15 protein-coding genes are annotated in these 17,266 nt (G+C 61.8%); 10 read left to right on the top strand and 5 right to left on the bottom strand.

From position 1 onward, the window contains the following. The first annotated feature begins 40 nt into the window (after positions 1–40). The 8 genes from BLP82_RS12065 (at position 41) to BLP82_RS12100 (ending at position 9,204) form a co-directional block, all read left to right on the top strand. Entirely contained in the window at positions 41–808 is a 768-nt protein-coding gene (locus BLP82_RS12065) for a TerC family protein (protein ID WP_060739863.1), read from the top strand. 359 nt (positions 809–1,167) lie between these two features. Continuing rightward, entirely contained in the window at positions 1,168–2,826 is a 1,659-nt protein-coding gene (locus tag BLP82_RS12070; protein WP_092167802.1) for a Na/Pi cotransporter family protein, read from the top strand. Positions 2,827–3,028: 202 nt separating this feature from the next. Next, entirely contained in the window at positions 3,029–4,411 is a 1,383-nt protein-coding gene (locus tag BLP82_RS12075; protein WP_092167807.1) for a M16 family metallopeptidase, read from the top strand. 197 nt (positions 4,412–4,608) lie between these two features. Beyond that, the gene (locus BLP82_RS12080; RefSeq protein ID WP_092167812.1) at positions 4,609–5,634 is read left to right on the top strand and encodes a DUF5924 family protein; all 1,026 of its coding nucleotides are present in this window, start codon (positions 4,609–4,611) and stop codon (positions 5,632–5,634) included. Positions 5,635–5,686: 52 nt separating this feature from the next. Beyond that, the gene (locus BLP82_RS12085) at positions 5,687–6,835 is read left to right on the top strand and encodes an ABC transporter permease (RefSeq protein WP_092167816.1); all 1,149 of its coding nucleotides are present in this window, start codon (positions 5,687–5,689) and stop codon (positions 6,833–6,835) included. Continuing rightward, positions 6,832–7,635, top strand: a complete 804-nt coding sequence (locus BLP82_RS12090) for an ABC transporter ATP-binding protein (protein WP_092167820.1) — start codon at positions 6,832–6,834, stop codon at positions 7,633–7,635. Before BLP82_RS12085 ends, BLP82_RS12090 begins: the two co-directional genes overlap by 4 nt. Before the next feature lies 1 nt (position 7,636). Then, a complete protein-coding gene (locus BLP82_RS12095) occupies positions 7,637–8,575 on the top strand; it encodes an MlaD family protein (RefSeq protein ID WP_092167824.1) in 939 nt (312 codons plus the stop codon). Further along, entirely contained in the window at positions 8,572–9,204 is a 633-nt protein-coding gene (locus BLP82_RS12100; RefSeq protein WP_092167828.1) for an ABC-type transport auxiliary lipoprotein family protein, read from the top strand. The genes BLP82_RS12095 and BLP82_RS12100 overlap by 4 nt, the downstream gene beginning before the upstream one ends. 5 nt (positions 9,205–9,209) lie before the next feature. On the opposite strand, the gene BLP82_RS12105 is transcribed toward BLP82_RS12100, so the two are convergent. The 5 genes from BLP82_RS12105 to BLP82_RS12125 all read right to left on the bottom strand — a co-directional run bounded on the left by BLP82_RS12105 (position 9,210) and on the right by BLP82_RS12125 (position 13,674). Then, a complete protein-coding gene (locus tag BLP82_RS12105; RefSeq protein ID WP_092167832.1) occupies positions 9,210–10,439 on the bottom strand; it encodes a nucleoside recognition domain-containing protein in 1,230 nt (409 codons plus the stop codon). A 203-nt stretch (positions 10,440–10,642) separates the two neighbouring features. Continuing rightward, positions 10,643–11,974: a glutamate/aspartate:proton symporter GltP gene (gltP, locus tag BLP82_RS12110; protein WP_092167836.1), complete on the bottom strand. Its 1,332-nt coding sequence runs from the start codon at positions 11,972–11,974 to the stop codon at positions 10,643–10,645. 703 nt (positions 11,975–12,677) lie between these two features. After that, complete coding sequence (locus BLP82_RS12115; RefSeq protein WP_092167840.1) at positions 12,678–13,142, bottom strand: inhibitor of vertebrate lysozyme family protein; 465 nt, start codon at positions 13,140–13,142, stop codon at positions 12,678–12,680. Positions 13,143–13,144: 2 nt separating this feature from the next. Beyond that, positions 13,145–13,309, bottom strand: a complete 165-nt coding sequence (locus tag BLP82_RS12120) for a DUF1328 domain-containing protein (RefSeq protein WP_003177151.1) — start codon at positions 13,307–13,309, stop codon at positions 13,145–13,147. Positions 13,310–13,389: 80 nt separating this feature from the next. Continuing rightward, the gene (locus BLP82_RS12125) at positions 13,390–13,674 is read right to left on the bottom strand and encodes a hypothetical protein (RefSeq protein ID WP_092167844.1); all 285 of its coding nucleotides are present in this window, start codon (positions 13,672–13,674) and stop codon (positions 13,390–13,392) included. Positions 13,675–14,110: 436 nt separating this feature from the next. Between BLP82_RS12125 and algB the strand changes: the two genes are divergently transcribed. Both algB and BLP82_RS12135 read left to right on the top strand, forming a co-directional pair. Then, positions 14,111–15,457, top strand: a complete 1,347-nt coding sequence (gene algB, locus BLP82_RS12130) for a sigma-54-dependent response regulator transcription factor AlgB (protein ID WP_053126909.1) — start codon at positions 14,111–14,113, stop codon at positions 15,455–15,457. Positions 15,458–15,467: 10 nt separating this feature from the next. Continuing rightward, positions 15,468–17,258 carry an ATP-binding protein gene (locus tag BLP82_RS12135; RefSeq protein WP_092167849.1) on the top strand — a complete coding sequence of 597 codons (1,791 nt, stop codon included), beginning with the start codon at positions 15,468–15,470 and terminating at the stop codon, positions 17,256–17,258. Positions 17,259–17,266: the final 8 nt, after the last annotated feature.

Here is a 17,266-nt window from a genome sequence, read left to right on the forward strand (position 1 = left end):
AAGGCGCGGCTCGGCCTAACACTCGCTCAAAGGAACTCACATGGAATGGCTGACCAACCCGGAAATCTGGGTTGCCTTCTTTACCTTGACCGCCCTGGAAATCGTCCTGGGCATCGACAACATCATCATGATCTCGATCCTGGTCAGCCGCATGCCCAAGCACATGCAGGCGCGCACCCGGATCTTCGGCCTGGCGCTGGCCATGATCACGCGGATCCTGTTGCTGCTGTCCATCACCTGGGTCATGCGCCTGACGGCGGATTTGTTCGAAGTGTTCGGCCAGGGCATCTCCGGTCGTGACCTGATCCTGTTCTTCGGTGGCCTGTTCCTGCTGTGGAAAAGCTCCCAGGAGATGTACCACGCGCTGGAAGGCGAAGATGAAACCAACGACGAACCTTCGGGCAAGGGCGGCAACTTCATCTACACCATCATCCAGATCGCGATCATCGACATCGTGTTCTCCCTGGACTCGGTCATTACCGCGGTCGGCATGGTCTCCCATGTACCGGTGATGGTTGCCGCCATCGTCGTTGCCGTACTGGTGATGATGCTGGCTTCGGGCACCATCAGCACGTTCATCGACAAGCACCCGTCGTTGAAGATGCTGGCGCTGTCGTTCCTGCTGGTGGTGGGTACCGTGCTGATCGCCGAGTCGTTCGACGTACACGTGCCAAAAGGCTACGTCTACTTCGCCATGGCGTTCTCCCTGGCGGTGGAAGCGGTCAACATCAAGATGCGTACCGCGATCGCACGCAAGCGCAAGCAGCAGGATCCGGTGAAACTGCGCAAGGATGTACCCGGTCAGTAATGACATGGGGCAGTGAATAAAGGGGCTCTTTGGAGCCCCTTTTTCATGCTGGTATGAAAGTGGCCTAGTGCATGACCTGTGGGAGCGGGCTTGCTCGCGAAGAGGCCAGAACAGTCAATCCTTTGTCGCCTGACAGAATGCATTCGCGAGCAAGCCCGCTCCCACAGGTCCGCGTTTGCCTGATCAATAGGAGGCTTCAAGATCGTCGGGGTGTTTTTTATGACAGTTTTGTTTCAATCGATTCTTTAGCTGTGCAATGCTGGCGCTCGAACCATTAGCCAACTACAGCTTAAGTACATACCTAAAAATGATGTGGCGCTGTCACTTTGTCCCTTTGGGACGCTAACAGGGGGCCTCTCATGCTGACCCTGCTGAATTTGCTCTCCGCCGTGGCCCTGCTGATCTGGGGCACGCATATCGTGCGTACCGGCATCTTGCGGGTCTATGGCTCGAACTTGCGCCATGTCATCGGCCAGAACATGTCCCGGCGCTGGCTGGCGTTTATCGCAGGGATCATGGTCACGGCCATGGTCCAGAGCAGTAACGCCACGGCCATGCTCGTCACCTCGTTCGTTGGCCAGGGCCTGATGGCGCTGACGCCGGCCCTGGCGACCATGCTGGGCGCCGATGTCGGCACCGCGCTGATGGCCCGGGTGCTGACCCTCGACCTGTCGTGGCTGTCGCCGCTGCTGATTTTCCTCGGGGTGATTTTTTTCCTTTCCCGCAAACAGACCCGCGTCGGGCAAATGGGCCGGGTCGGCATCGGTCTGGGGCTGATCATCCTGGCCCTGCAATTGATCGTCGAAGCCGCCGCACCCATCACCCATGCCCAAGGCGTGAAAGTGATCTTCGCCTCGCTGACCGGCGACATCCTGCTCGATGCGCTGGTCGGCGCGCTGTTCGCGATGATTTCCTATTCCAGCCTGGCCGCCGTACTGCTGACCGCGACACTGGCCGGTGCTGCGGTGATCAGCCTGCCGGTGGCTATCGGCCTGGTGATCGGCGCCAACATCGGTAGCGGCGTATTGGCGTTCCTCAGCACCAGCATGCAGAACACCGCCGGACGCCAGGTGGCGCTGGGCAGCCTGCTGTACAAACTGATCGGGCTGTTGTTGATCATTCCGGTGCTCGACCCGCTGGTGGGCTGGCTCGACAGCCTGGATTTCAGCCCCCAGGAAACGGTGATCGGTTTTCATCTGCTCTACAATGCCGTGCGGTGCCTGGTGCTGCTGCCCAGCGTCGGCCCGATGGCCAGGCTCTGTGCCTGGCTGCTGCCGGAACGGCCCGAGACCAACGGCACGGCCAAGCCCCGCCACCTGGACCCCACGGCCCTCGCCACCCCGAGCCTGGCGCTGGCGAATGCGGCCCGTGAAACCCTGCGCATTGGCGACCTGATCGAGAACATGCTCGAAGCCATGCTGGACGTGCTGCGCGGCCAGCAGACCGCGGTGACCCAGGACGTGCGGCGCATGAGCGATGACGTCGAGGCACTGTGCAGTGCAATCAAGTTGTACATGGCGCAAATGCCCCGTGAAGACCTCAGCGAACAGGACAGCCGCCGCTGGGCCGAGATCATCGAACTGGCGATCAACCTCAAGCTCGCCAGCGACCTGATCGAGCGCATGTTGCGCAAGGTCCAGCAGCAGAAGACCTCCCAGCGCCGCTCCTTTTCCGATGTGGGCCTGGAAGAATTGGCGGGGCTGCACAGCCACTTGATCGCCAACCTGCGGCTGGGGTTGTCGGTATTCCTCAGCGCCGACCGGGAAAGCGCCCGCCAGTTGCTGCGTGAGAAACGTCGTTTTCGGGCCCAGGAACGGCGCATGGCCCATGCCCATGTCAGCCGCCTGCAACGCAAAGTCGTCCAAAGCCTGGAGACCAGTTCCCTGCACCTGGAGCTGATTGCCGACATGCGGCGCCTCAATTCGCTGTTTTGCGGCAGCGCCTATGTGGTGCTGGAGACGGCCGAGATCGGTGCGCTGGCGGCGGATGAAATTAGCGACATTACCCATTCGCCTTGAACAACTGGCGCATTGGTCAGTCAGTAACAATGTCAGCCAGTAACAATGGCTCGGGCCTGAAACCGTTCACCGGCCCGCCTGCTCCTGTTGTCATGAATACCCCATAGATTCGATAGGGGGAGCGAGCCAACTCCGGGCGCGATCCGCCGATGACGGCCTGCCCCGGCACCATGGACCCTCACTCAGCCGCCAGGAAGCCCTTATGCGTTGTCTGTTGCTCGCCTTTCTTTTGCTCGGCTCGCTACCCGTGGTTGCCCTGGACCGGTTCCAGGTCGAAGGCTATACGCTGCCCAACGGCATGCAGCTGATGCTCAAGCCCGGCACCGAGCGCGGGCATGTGGCGATCCGGCTGGTGGTCGGCGTGGGCCTGGACGATTTCAGTTGCGCCGACAAGGAACTGCCGCACCTGCTCGAACACCTGCTGTTCAGCGGCGTCGATGACAGTGGTGAAGGCGGCCTGGAAGAGCGCATGCAGGCCTTGGGTGGCGAGTGGAATGCCTTCACCAGCAACGCCGACACCACGTTCGTCATCGAGGCGCCGGCGCGCAATCAACGCAAGGTGCTGGACCTGCTGCTGACGCTGTTGACCCGCACCCGTATCGACGAAAAAGCCCTGGAGGCGGCCAAGCGAGTGGTGGAGCGCGAGGACGGTGGTCACTACACCCACCTGCAACGCTGGCTCGATCACCAGGACCTGGGCCATAAGGCCAGCAACCAACTGGCGGTTGAGTTGGGCCTGCGCTGCGCGGAACGGGCCGAGGTCCAGCGCCATACCCTCGCCCGCCTCGAACAAGTGCGCAAGGCCTGGTACGCGCCGAACAACATGACGCTGATCGTGGTCGGGGATCTCGACCGACTGCTGCCCGCCTACCTGGAACGTGCCTTTGGCGAACTCGAGCCGGTGGAGCCCAGTGCCCACGAGGCGCTGCCGCAGATCCGCTACAAGGCGGTCACCAAGCGCAACCTGATCCGTGGCCTGGCCGGCGACAGTGCCAAACTTCACTGGCTGTTCCCGGAACCGGTGCTGGACGAGCAGCATGACGAAACCTTCGACCTGCTCAAGGACTACCTAGATTGGGCACTTTATCGCCAGCTGCGCCTGGCCCGCGGCCTTTCCTACGGGCCATGGACCGAGCGCGAAGTGTTCGGCGGCGTCGGCTTCTTCAGCCTGAATGCCGACCTGTCCCGCGAAGACTTGCCCGAAGCCGAACAGGCGCTGGAAGAACTGCGCAAGACCTTGCTCAAGGATGGCCTGGACCCCGCCAGTTTCGTGCGCATCAAACGCGCGGCCATCGCCCATCAGTCCTGGGCAGTCCAAGGTAACAGCGCACTGGCCGATTACTACTGGGGCGCCTTGGGCGACTACGAAGACGGTCGCTTCGCCAACCCGGCCGTGCGCCTGCAGGAGGTGAGCCTGGAACAGGCCAACGTGGCCCTGCGCGAACTGCTCAAGGACCCGGGTTACCTGCGCATCGAGAAGCCGTTGCTCAGTGACGATGAGCTCGTCTGGGGGCTGGGCGGCTTGCTGGGGTTGCTGCTGCTCGGCTTGGTGATGTGGCAGGTACGCCGACAACGTAGGAGCTGACGAGTGCAACGAGGCTGCGATCTTTCCCCTGGCATTTGAGGCGCAAGCGAAAGATCAGAAGATCGCAGCCTTCGGCAGCTCCTACAGGGTAGTGCGGCGTTTCGCTAAATTCCCTCACCACAAGAGTGCTCGTCACATCGATGTCCTGGCGATACTCTGTCAGGGATATTTCCTACGACTTACTGTGAAACTACCGAATGCAAAACCTGACGGTCTATATCCAGCGCCTCCTTGAACTGATGAAGCGCTATCCAGGGGTCATTGCGCTCGGTGGTTTCATCTCCGGGGTCGGCAGTTTCATGCTGGTGGACCGCCAGCAGGGCCTGGCCACCTGGATCGCCATCATGATGCTGGTGAGCTGGCTCTGGCTGATGGTCGAGAACAGCATGACCCGGCTGTTCACGCGGATTTTCAAGCGGGAGATCCCCCAGCCACTGTTGCGCTACGCCACGCAGATGATTCATCAGGAAAGCCTGTTTTTCGTCCTGCCGTTTTTCTTCATCACCACCACCTGGAACAGCAGCCAACTGATTTTCACCGGTCTGCTGACGGTCGCGGCGCTGATCTCGATCACCGATCCGCTGTATTACAAATGGCTGGCGCCACGGCGCTGGGCGTTCCTGGCGTTGCACACGCTGACCCTGTTCGCCGCCCTGCTCACCGCGTTGCCGGTCATCCTGCACCTGACCACCGACCAGAGCTTCAAGCTGGCCCTGGGCATTGCCATGCTGCTGTCGTTTCCCAGCCTGGCCTCGATCTTCCCGATCCGCACCGTGCGCAACGCCCTGGCCATTTTGTGTATCACCGTCGGGATTGGCGCCGCCGGCTGGGTGCTGCGCTCCTGGGTACCGCCAGCGACATTGTGGATGACCGAGGTGGCGATCAGCACCCAACTGGAAGACCGCACCCCCGGGGCCAGCCTCAAGGAAGTCAGCGCCGCCCAGATCCGCGGCAACGGCCTGTACGCCTACACGGCGATCAACGCGCCACGCGGACTCGACGAGCGGATCTATCACGTCTGGCAGTTCAACGGTAAGGAAGTGGATCGTATCGCCCTGGACATCCATGGCGGACGCAAGGAAGGCTATCGCGCCTGGACGCACAAACAGAACTTCCCGGACGACCCGACCGGCAAATGGCAGGTGCGGGTGCTGACGGAAAATGGCCAGATGATCGGAGTGCTGCGTTTCAACGTGAACGCCGCTGTACCCGAAGCAAAATGATGGCGATTGTGCTATCAGGTAGCGCTGTTCAAGCCGAACGAGCATGGAGCTTATGACCCCCAGCCCCCACATGGGCAGCGCCCGACTCGACACGTCCGGCTCGCCGGCGCAGCTGTGGATCAGCGGCGACTGGACGCTGGCCCATTACCCACAGCTCAAGCGCCTGGGCGAATCGCTGCGCGGCCAGTACGACGAAAACACCCGGATCGACCTCAACGGCCTCGGGGTCCTCGACACCGCCGGGGCCTCGTTATTGGTGGAACTGCTGGGTTCCGAACGGCTGGGCAAGACCACCGAACACCCGGACTGCAGTTTGCCGGCTGCCGAGCGCGCGTTGTTGCAGACGGTGTACTGCTCGCTGACGGATTTCTGCGTACCGGACAAAGAACCGAAAGTCAGCGTCGTGACCCAGTTGCTGACGCGCATCGGCCGCGCCGTGGAGAAGGTCTGGCAGGACACCCTGCAATTGCTCGGTTTTGTCGGCCTGATCCTGGAAACCCTGGCCCGCGGGCTGTTTCACCCGCGGCGCTGGCGCATTACGCCAATGGTCGTACACATCGAGCAGACCGGCCTGGACGCGGCGCCCATCGTGGCCTTGCTGACGTTCCTGGTGGGCGCGGTGGTGGCCTTTCTCGGGGCGACGGTGCTGGCGGATTTCGGCGCCAGTATCTTTACCGTGGACCTGGTGGCGTTCTCGTTCCTGCGGGAATTCGGCGTGTTGCTGACGGCGATCCTCATGGCGGGCCGCACCGCCAGCGCGTTCACCGCGCAGATCGGCTCGATGAAGGCCAACGAAGAAATCGACGCGATCCGCACCCTTGGCCTCGACCCCGTCGAGCTGCTGGTGGTGCCACGGGTGCTGGCCCTGCTGGTGGCGCTGCCCATGCTGACGTTCGTGGCGATGCTCTCGGGCATTATTGGCGGCGGTGTCGTGTGTGCGCTGTCGCTGGGCATTTCCCCGGCGATGTTCCTGTCACTGCTGCAATCGGACATCGGCGTGCAGCATTTCGTGGTGGGGATGGTCAAGGCGCCGATCTTTGCCTTCCTGATCGCCGCCGTGGGCTGCCTGGAAGGCTTCAAGGTCAGCGGCAGCGCCGAATCGGTCGGGGCCCACACCACCTCCAGCGTGGTGCAGTCGATTTTCGTGGTGATTGTGCTGGATGCCGTGGCCGCGCTGTTTTTCATGGAGATGGGCTGGTGAGTCGACCTTCCAGAGCGCCCACTGAGGCGGTCATTCAGGTACGTGGCTTGTGCAACCGCTTTGGCCGCCAGAGCGTGCACGAAAACCTCGACCTGGACGTGTACAAAGGCGAGATCCTCGCCGTGGTCGGCGGTTCCGGCAGCGGCAAGTCGGTGCTGCTGCGCAGCATCGTCGGTTTGAACCAGCCCAGCGAGGGTTCAGTGCGGGTGTTCGGCCAGGACTTGCCAAGCCTGCCTCAGGAACAACGTTCACGGATTGAGCGGCGCTTTGGCGTGCTGTTCCAGAAAGGCGCGCTGTTTTCGTCCCTGACCGTGACAGAAAACGTCGCCCTGCCCCTGATCGAGCACGCTGGCCTCAGTCGGGCCGATGCCGAACACCTGGCGGCGGTGAAACTCGCCCTGGCCGGGCTGCCGCTCTCGGCGGCGGACAAATACCCCGCCTCGCTGTCCGGCGGCATGATCAAGCGGGCCGCCCTCGCCCGTGCGCTGGCCCTGGACCCGGACATCCTGTTTCTCGACGAACCCACCGCCGGCCTCGACCCCATCGGCGCCGCGGCGTTCGACCAGTTGATCCTGACGCTGCGCGACGCCCTGGGCCTGAGTGTGTTTCTGGTCACCCATGACCTGGATACCCTCTACACCATCACCGACCGGGTGGCGGTGCTGGCGCAGAAAAAAGTGCTGGTGGCCGATGTCATCGACAAGGTGTCGGAAACCGACGACGCCTGGATTCATGAATACTTTCATGGCCCTCGCGGCCGCGCGGCTTTATCCGCCGCTACACCGTCCAACGAGGTTTGACATGGAAACCCGAGCCCATCATGTGCTGATCGGCCTGTTCACCGTCATTGTGGTGGTCAGCGCCCTGCTGTTCGGCCTCTGGCTGGCCAAGTCCAGCGTGGACAGCGAGTTCAAGGATTACGAAGTGGTGTTCAACGAGGCCGTCAGCGGCTTGTCCAGGGGCAGCTCGGTGGAATACAGCGGCATCAAGGTCGGCGACGTGGTGAACCTGCGCCTGGACCCGAACGATCCGCGCCGGGTGCTGGCGCGGGTGCGCTTGAGCGGTGAGACACCCATCAAGCAAGACACCCAGGCCAAGCTGGCGCTGACCGGCATCACCGGCACCTCGATCATCCAGCTCAGCGGCGGCACGCCCCAGAGCCCACCATTGACCGGGCACGACGGCGAACCGCCGGTGATCATCGCCGCGCCCTCGCCGATCGCCCGCCTGTTGAACAACAGCGATGACGTGATGACCAGCATCAACCTGCTGCTGCACAACGCCAACGAGGTGTTTTCCTCGGACAACGTCCAGCGCCTGAGCAATACCCTCGATCACCTGGAGCAAACCACCGGGGTCATCGCCGATCAACGTGGCGATATTCGCCAGGCCATGCAGCAATTGGCGGCCGTCGGCAAACAGGCCAGCGCCACGCTGGAACAGACCACGGCGTTGATGCGCAATGCCAATGGGCTGCTCAACGACCAAGGCAAACAGGCCTTCGGCAGTGCCGGCCAGGCCATGGACTCTCTGGCCCGCAGCACCGCGACCCTCGACAAACTGCTGAACGACAACCGCGACTCGCTGAACAACGGCATGCAGGGCCTCAACGCCCTGGCGCCAGCCGTGCGCGAGCTGCGCGAAACCCTGAGTGCCCTGCGCGGTATATCCCGACGCCTGGATGCCAACCCCAGCGGCTACTTGCTGGGCAATGACAAGGACAAGGAATTCACGCCATGAAACCGTTCCATCGATTCGTCTGTCCGGGCCTGGTGCTGGCGGGGTTTATCCTGTTGGCCGGTTGTTCGATCCTGCCCAAGGCCGAGCCTTCGGATATCTATCGCCTGCCCGCCGCCCAGGCACCGGCCTCCGCCGGCACGCCGGTGAGCTGGTCGTTGCGCCTGGCCAGCCCGCAGGCCAGCGAAGTGCTCAACAGCCCGAAAATCGCGGTCATTCCCCAAGGTAATCTGTTCAGCAGCTACGCCGCCTCGCGCTGGAGCGACCCTGCCCCGGTGTTACTGCGCAACCGCCTACTCGACGGCTTTGCCCAGGACGGACGGGTCAAACTGCTGAGTGTCGCCGACAGCAACCTGCAAGCAGACCTGGAGCTGGGCGGGCAATTGCAGGCCTTCCAGACCGAGTACCAAGGCAGCGCCGCCAGCGTGGTGGTCCGCCTGGACGCGTTGCTGGTGCGAGGGTTCGACCAGCGCATCCTGGCCAGCCGCCGTTTCGAAGTGCGCCAGCCATTGAACGATGTGAAGGTGCCGGCGGTGGTGGACGGCTTCGGCCGGGCCAGTGACCGGTTGACCGCCGAGGTGGTGAACTGGACGTTGGAGCAGGGCCAGCGTTTTGCAACGCCGGCCCCCTGAAGGCCTCAGCCAAAGAACCAGTAGCAGACCCCGATCGCCGACAGGACCCCCGCCAGTTCGGCCAACAGCGCGCAACCCACGGCGTGGCGCGCCCGCTGGATGCCGACGGCGCCGAAGTACACCGCCAGCACGTAGAACGTGGTCTCGGTGCTGCCCTGGATAGTCGCCGCCACCAGGGCCGGGAAGCTGTCCACGCCGGACGTCTTCATGGTCTCGATCAGCATCGCCCGGGCGGCGCTGCCGGAGAACGGCTTGACCATGGCGGTCGGCAAGGCATCGACGAACCGCGTATCCCAGCCGGCCCATTGCACCAGGTGGCGGATGCCGTCCAGGCCGAAATCCAGCGCCCCCGACGCCCGCAGCACGCCGACGGCGCAGAGCATCGCCACCAGGTACGGCAGCAGGTTCTTGGCAACGTCGAACCCTTCTTTCGCGCCTTCGACGAAGGCCTCGTACACCTTGACCTTGCGCAGCGCGCCCACCACCAGGAACAGGATGATCAGGCCAAACAGGGTCAGGTTGCCCAGGATCGATGACAACCCCGCCAGGGCCGTGGCCGAGAGCGTCGCCAACAACGCCATGAAGCCGCCCAGCGCCAGCGCCCCCGGGATCAGATAGGCCAGCACCACCGGGTCCCAGAGGCGCAGGCGCTGCATGAATGCCACGGACAACAACCCCATCAGGGTCGAGCCGCTGGTGGCGATCAGGATTGGCAGGAACACCAGGGTCGGGTCCGGCGCGCCTTGTTGGGCGCGGTACATGAAGATGGTCACCGGCAGCAGCGTCAGCGACGAGGCGTTGAGCACCAGGAACAGAATCTGCGCATTGCTGGCGATGGTCGGGCTGGGGTTGAGGTCTTGCAGGGCACGCATGGCCTTGAGGCCGATGGGGGTGGCCGCGTTGTCCAGCCCCAGGCCGTTGGCGGCGAAGTTGAGGGTGATCAGGCCGATCGCCGGATGGCCGGCGGGCACTTCCGGCATCAAGCGCAAGAACAGCGGGCCGAGGGCCTTGGCCAGCCAGTCGACGATGCCGGCCTTTTCGGCGATACGCAGGAAGCCCAGCCAGAGGGTCAGGGTGCCGAACAGCAGGACCATGACCTCCACCGACAGCTTGGCCATGGCGAAAATACTTTCCACCATGGCCGCGAAGATTCCGGCATTGCCACCGATCAGCCACTGCGCCAGCGCCGACACGGCTGCCACGATAAAGAAGCCAAGCCACAGGCCATTGAGCATCGGTTAAATCCCCCGGAAGATGCCGCGAATGATAGCGGGGCTGGCAGAAACGACAAACCCCGGATTTCTCCGGGGTTTGGTAGTCACTGTGCAGGCCTCCTGTGGGAGCGAGCTTGCTCGCGATGGCGTCGGCCCAGTCAGCATTGATGTTGGCTGATACACCGCCATCGCGAGCAAGCTCGCTCCCACAGAGGAGGTACGCATCAGCGGCTGGAGGTTTCTCCTACCGGCAACGGCTCCTTGCTGCGCCAGTGCGGCAGGGAGTTCCAGTAGCGCTGGCCCTTGGCATCGTCGTACATGCCTTCCCAGCGGGCGATGACCAGCACGGCCAGGGCGTTGCCGATGACGTTCAGCGCGGTACGGGCCATGTCCATGATCCGGTCAACACCGGCGATAAAGGCCAGGCCTTCCAGGGGAATGCCCACGCTGCCCAGGGTGGCCAGCAGCACCACGAACGACACGCCCGGTACGCCGGCGATGCCTTTGGAGGTGACCATCAGGGTCAGTACCAGCAGCAATTGTTGGCTGATGGACAGGTCGATGCCGTACAACTGGGCGATGAAAATCGCCGCGATGCTCTGGTACAGGGTCGAGCCGTCAAGGTTGAACGAATAACCGGTGGGCACCACGAAACTGCAGATGGCCTTCGGCGCGCCGTAGGCTTCCATCTTCTCGATCACCCGCGGCAGCACGGTTTCGGAGCTGGCGGTGGAGTAGGCCAGCACCAGCTCATCCTTGAAGATGCGCATCAGCTTGAGCACCGAGAAGCCGAACAGGCGGGCGATCAGGCCCAGCACCACGAAGGCGAAGAAGGCGATGGCGACGTAAACCAGGATCACCAGTTTCGCCAACGGCAGCAGGGATGCGAAGCCGAAGTTGGCGACCGTCACCGCGATCAGGGCGAACACACCGATTGGCGCGTATTGCATGATCATGTGGGTGACCTTGAACATGCTTTCCGACACGCCCTGGAACATCTTCACCAGCGGTTCGCGCAGGTCCGATTGCAGACTGGACAGACCCAGGCCGAACAATACGGAGAAGAAGATGATCGGCAGCATCTCGCCACGGGCGACCGCTGCGAAGATGTTCGACGGGATCAGGTTGAGAATGGTCTCGATGAACGCATGCTCATGCTGGACTTCAGCGGCGGTGGCCTGGTACTTGGAAATATCCACCGTGCCCAGGGTGCTCATGTCGATGCCGCTGCCCGGCTGGAAGAAATTGGCCAGCAGCAGGCCGACGACGATGGCGATGGTGGTGACGATTTCGAAGTAAAGGATGGTCTTGAGGCCGATACGCCCGAGCTTCTTGGCATCACCGACCCCGGCAATGCCGACGATCAGCGAGGAAATCACGATCGGGATCACGATCATCTTGATCAGACGGATAAAGATGTCGCCCGCCGGTTGCAGCACATTGCTGATCCACCAGGCTTTTTCGGCACTGAAATGGTTGAGCAGCGCGCCCAATGCAATGCCGAGCACCAGACCGATGAGGATCTGCCAGGCGAGGCTTAGTCGTGCCTTCTTCATATCGTTACCCTTACTTCAGTTGGACTCGGGCAGTGGCGCGAGCAGGCTCGTCGATGACGAAAAACGTTCGCGCCCCTGCCCCCGTATAAGGTCACCCCGAGCGCATTAGCGGCTTACTGGCAGGCGAAAAAAGGCGCAACTATTGCGATGCCAGGGGGGCTCGTCTAATGCCGTAAACGCCTACCCCATGCCGAATCGGCATGAGATTTTCCAAACGAAAGCCGCGTTGCAAGCGGTTCGAATGCGACATTTTTGCAGGCATAAGTGCCGTGAGCCGGCCATTTCAGCGTAGCTGGGCTTTTTCTTCCAAGCGTGAGGAATAGTTGAAACGGCAACGGATCGAGACGGGACCTTCGAGAGAAATCGTCTCGCTATTCTCCGATATACGGTCAGGGAAAGGGCAATAAATTGGCCGGAGGAGACAAAATGCCGCATCGCGGCCTGCTTGCGACGCCAGAATCGAGTAACCGCTCTGGCCCACGCAAGGTGCGACACGAAGCTCTACGCAAGTTCGCCAAGCCGTGAAGGCTTTGCGAACTTGCGTCACAGCTTTTACCTGACCCGGCCCTTTCGCAGGCACCCCTTGTGCCCGTAGGTCACTCCGACGCTCATCCGCCAGAGCATCCCGGCCCCCTGGTCATGCACCGGCCCTCCTCGGGCTGTGCAGCAGAGAAAAGCAGGGCTGCTTTTCTCGTTTTCAGAATCAGTACCAGTTCGGATCTTTCTTGAGTTGTTCCATTAACAGCTTTTGCATACCTTCATCGGGATCACCGAGGAAACGGTAGTCGGCATGGCGGGTCGGCGACTTGTCGGCCGGCAGTCCGGCAGGGACTTCCACCAACATGGCGTAGGCCTCGTCCTTGTCGAAACTGAAGGCGACGATAAGGCGCTTGCTGCGACACGTGGCCTGGGTTTCACACAGCGGTCCCACCAGGTACTTGTCGCCGTCCTCCTCGACAGCATTCATCTGTTCCGAATCGCCTGACAGGTTCATCACCCATTCGGGCAGGCGTTCTTCTTTTTTGACGACATGCTGCCAAGTCTCGCGGTATTGCGGGTCCGCCTCCAGCAACTGGTTGGCGCGCATCTGTCCGTCATTGGCAGCCATTGCCACGGCACTGCCGCCCAACAACAGGGCGGCGGCCAGTCCTTTGAATGAAACGTTCATGGTCAGCCTCGGCCACGACGGCCAAAGAAGAAGGAGGCGATGAACATCACCAGGAACACGACAAAGAGAATCTTGGCGATGCCCGTGGCGGTGCCTGCGATACCACCGAAGCCCAGTACGGCGGCGATGATGGCAATGATCAGGAAGGTAATTGCCCAGCTCAACATGGTGATTCTCCTTACGCTTTTCTATTTAGTGAGGGTCTCGCGGTGATGGTTCCGGCACAGTGGACGACCGGTACATCGGGTTAAAACACCCAGCGCTCTTCACGCGGCATGTCGGTCACTGGCTGAGCCTGATCGACATCCATCATGCGCATGGAAGCGGAAGCTTCTGCGACGCTGACGGCTTTGAAATGGGTTTGTGGGGCGCGGGAAATGGACACCTGTGGCGCTTCTGGCTGTTGACGCTCGTGCCAGAGCAACCATTGCTGGCCGATCACGAGCGTGACCAGCAATGCCAGGGCAGCCCATAAGCCCTGCTGAATGTTCAAGGAAGAGAGTCGAAACTGCGCGGCACATTGACGATTCATCCTGAAATTCCTCCCACCCGGGTGTGGTGATCTGGTTGAGGCGCTCTTACGCCACGTTGACCAGATCATTGCAGCCGGCGTGCCAGGATTTTTTGAGAGTTAAATCTCTTTAAAATCAATTAGTTAGTAAATGATTGCGAGGCGTGGGGAACGCATCCTGCACGATGACCCACGCGCACGTCGTGCGTATTGCACGAATGGGAAGGAAAAGGCGTAAGGTTGTTTTGGAATTTCCTGTCAGAGGCAGCCGTCAGAATCAGCGATGCGAACCGTCCGACCCTTACGAACAAGAAAAAAAGGAACTCAAATCAGTCTTTTAGGAGTCAGACGTCCACAGAGGCAGGTTCGGTGGGTAATATCCCCTCAGAATCGACCATGCAACTTGCCCGATTTTTCTGACACTAACCAACATCATTCATTAAGGAGCGTAGGAAAAATGGAATCCGCCACTGAGCACCAAGGCCGCATTCTGCTGGTAGACGATGAGTCCGCCATCCTGCGTACGTTCCGTTACTGCCTGGAAGACGAAGGCTATACCGTCGCCACCGCCAACAGCGCCGCCCAGGCCGACACACTGCTGCAACGCCAGGTGTTTGACTTGTGTTTCCTCGACCTGCGCCTGGGGGAGGACAACGGCCTGGATGTCCTGGCACAAATGCGTATTCAGGCGCCCTGGATGCGGGTCGTCATCGTCACCGCTCACTCGGCCGTCGACACCGCAGTCGATGCGATCCAGGCCGGGGCCGCCGACTACCTGGTCAAGCCTTGCAGCCCGGATCAACTGCGCCTGGCCACCGCCAAGCAATTGGAAGTGCGCCAGCTGTCGGCAAGGCTCGAAGCCCTGGAAGGGGAAGTGCGCAAACCCAAGGACGGCCTCGACTCCCATAGCCCGGCGATGAAGGTCGTCCTGGAGACCGCCCGCCAGGTCGCCAGCACCGACGCCAATATCCTGATCCTCGGCGAATCCGGTACCGGTAAAGGTGAGCTGGCCCGGGCGATCCATGGCTGGAGCAAGCGGGCGAAAAAGTCCTGCGTCACCATCAATTGCCCGTCGCTGACCGCCGAATTGATGGAAAGCGAATTGTTTGGCCACAGCCGCGGAGCCTTCACCGGCGCCAGCGAAAGCACCCTGGGACGGGTCAACCAAGCCGACGGCGGTACGCTGTTTCTCGACGAGATCGGCGATTTTCCCCTGACGTTGCAACCCAAGTTGTTGCGGTTCATCCAGGACAAGGAATATGAGCGGGTAGGGGACCCGGTCACCCGCCGCGCCGACGTGCGGATTCTCGCCGCCACCAACCTCAACCTCGAGGACATGGTGCGCGACGGGCGCTTTCGCGAAGACCTGCTGTATCGCCTGAATGTCATCACCCTGCATCTGCCACCGTTGCGTGAGCGCGCCGAAGACATCCTTACCCTGGCCGACCGCTTCCTGGCCCGCTTTGTCAAGGAGTACGCACGTCCGGCCCGGGGCTTCAGCGACGAGGCTCGCGAAGCGCTGCTAGGCTACCGATGGCCTGGCAACATTCGTGAACTGCGCAACGTGGTCGAGCGCGCCAGCATCATCTGCCCGCAGGAAAAAGTCGAAATCAGTCATCTGGGCATGGCCGAGCAGCCAGTCAACAATGCACCGCGCATCGGTGCCGCACTGAGCCTCGACGAGTTGGAAAAGGCCCACATCGGAGCAGTACTGGCCACGGCTGACACCCTCGACCAGGCGGCCAAGACCTTGGGTATCGATGCCTCCACGCTGTATCGCAAACGCAAGCAGTACAACCTGTGAGCGACACCTTATGAAACTGGCGATGAAGCTGCGCACACGGCTGTTTCTCAGTATCTCGGCCCTGATCACCGTGGCATTGCTGGGATTGGTGCTTGGCTTGGTCAGCGTCATGCAAATGGCCAACACCCAGGAACAATCGGTACGCGACAACTTCATCCTGCTGGACCTGGGCCTCAAGCTGCGCCAGACCCTCGGCGATCAGTTGATCATCATGCTCGACGACAAGCCCGACCTGGCCGCTCTGGAGGCATCCGAGCAGCAATACCTGGCGTTGATCGACCAAGGAATCGCCCACGAAAGAAAGCTGGACAACACGGCCGCCAGCTTCAGCAGGGCCAAAGCCGACTACGTTGAATTTCTCGAGGCCTTCACCGCGTCTCGCCAGCAACCGAGACAGCTCACGGGCATCAAGGACCTCACCGAAAAATTCAACGTGCTGCGCAATGGACTGATCGAAGGTTATCGCCAGGCCCTGACCAAGATCGGTGAAACCCAGGACCGCGCGCGCGAACGCGCCTTGTGGATTTCCGGGCTGCTGGGGCTGGTGGGGTTTGCGGTCCTGGTCATCGGTTTTATCACGGCCCATGGCCTTGCCCGGCGTTTCGGCGCACCGATCGAGGCGCTGGCCGCAGCGGCGGATGACATCGGCCAGGGCAATTTCGAGGTCACGCTGCCCGTTTCTTCCGCCGCCGAGTTGAATTTGCTGACCCGTCGTTTCGGGGTCATGGCCCAGGCACTGCGCGAACATCAGGCCACCAATGTCGATGAACTGCTCGCCGGCCAGCAGCGTTTGCAAGCGGTGCTCGACAGCATCGACGACGGCTTGCTGATGATCGATCGCCAAGGCCATCTGGAGCACCTCAATCCGGTGGCCCAGCGTCAACTGGGCTGGGATGAGGCGCGCCTGGGCCAGGGGCTCGGCGAGGCGCTGGGACGCCTGGAGCTGGATGAAGAATTGCACCTGGTACTGCGCGGTGGAACCCTTGAGCGGGCACCGGAAGACCTGAGCATCGAGGTCGACGGCGAGTCGCGGGTGCTGACCTACAGCCTCACGCCGGTCAGCCACACTCAGGGCCACATCCTTGGCGCGGTCATGGTGCTGCATGACGTCACCGAACAGCGCGCCTTCGAACGGGTGCGCAGCGAGTTCGTCTTGCGTGCTTCCCATGAGCTGCGCACGCCAGTGACGGGCATGCACATGGCATTCGGCCTGTTGCAGGAGCGGCTGCACTTCCCACCGGAGTCCCGCGAGGCGGACCTGCTCAACACCGTCACAGAAGAAATGCAGCGGCTGATGCAGCTGATCAATGACCTGCTGAATTTCTCTCGCTACCAGAATGGCCTGCAAAAGCTGACCCTGGCGCCTTGTTCCATCGACGACCTGTTGGAAGAGGCCCGCCTACGGTTCGCCGAACAGGCCCAAGCCAAGGGTATCGAGCTGCTCGTGGCGATCCAGGGCCCATTGCCACGGCTGCATGCCGACGCTGCGCAGTTGGAACGCGTGCTCGATAACCTGATCGACAACGCCATGCGCCACACCGGCGAAGACGGCCAGATCCGCTTGCAGGCCCGACGCCACGGCGAGCGGGTGATCATCAGTGTCGAAGACAACGGTGAAGGCATTGCCTACGGCCAACAGGGACGAATCTTCGAGCCTTTCGTCCAGGTCGGACGCAAGAAGGGCGGCGCCGGTCTCGGTCTGGCCCTGTGCAAGGAGATCGTCCAGCTCCACGGCGGACGCATGGGCGTTTACTCAAGGCCGGGGCAGGGCACGCAGTTCTACATGGCGCTGACGGTTTGAGCGCACGG

The organism is Pseudomonas sp. NFACC37-1, assembly GCF_900101575.1.
Lineage (GTDB): Bacteria > Pseudomonadota > Gammaproteobacteria > Pseudomonadales > Pseudomonadaceae > Aquipseudomonas > Aquipseudomonas fluorescens_AA.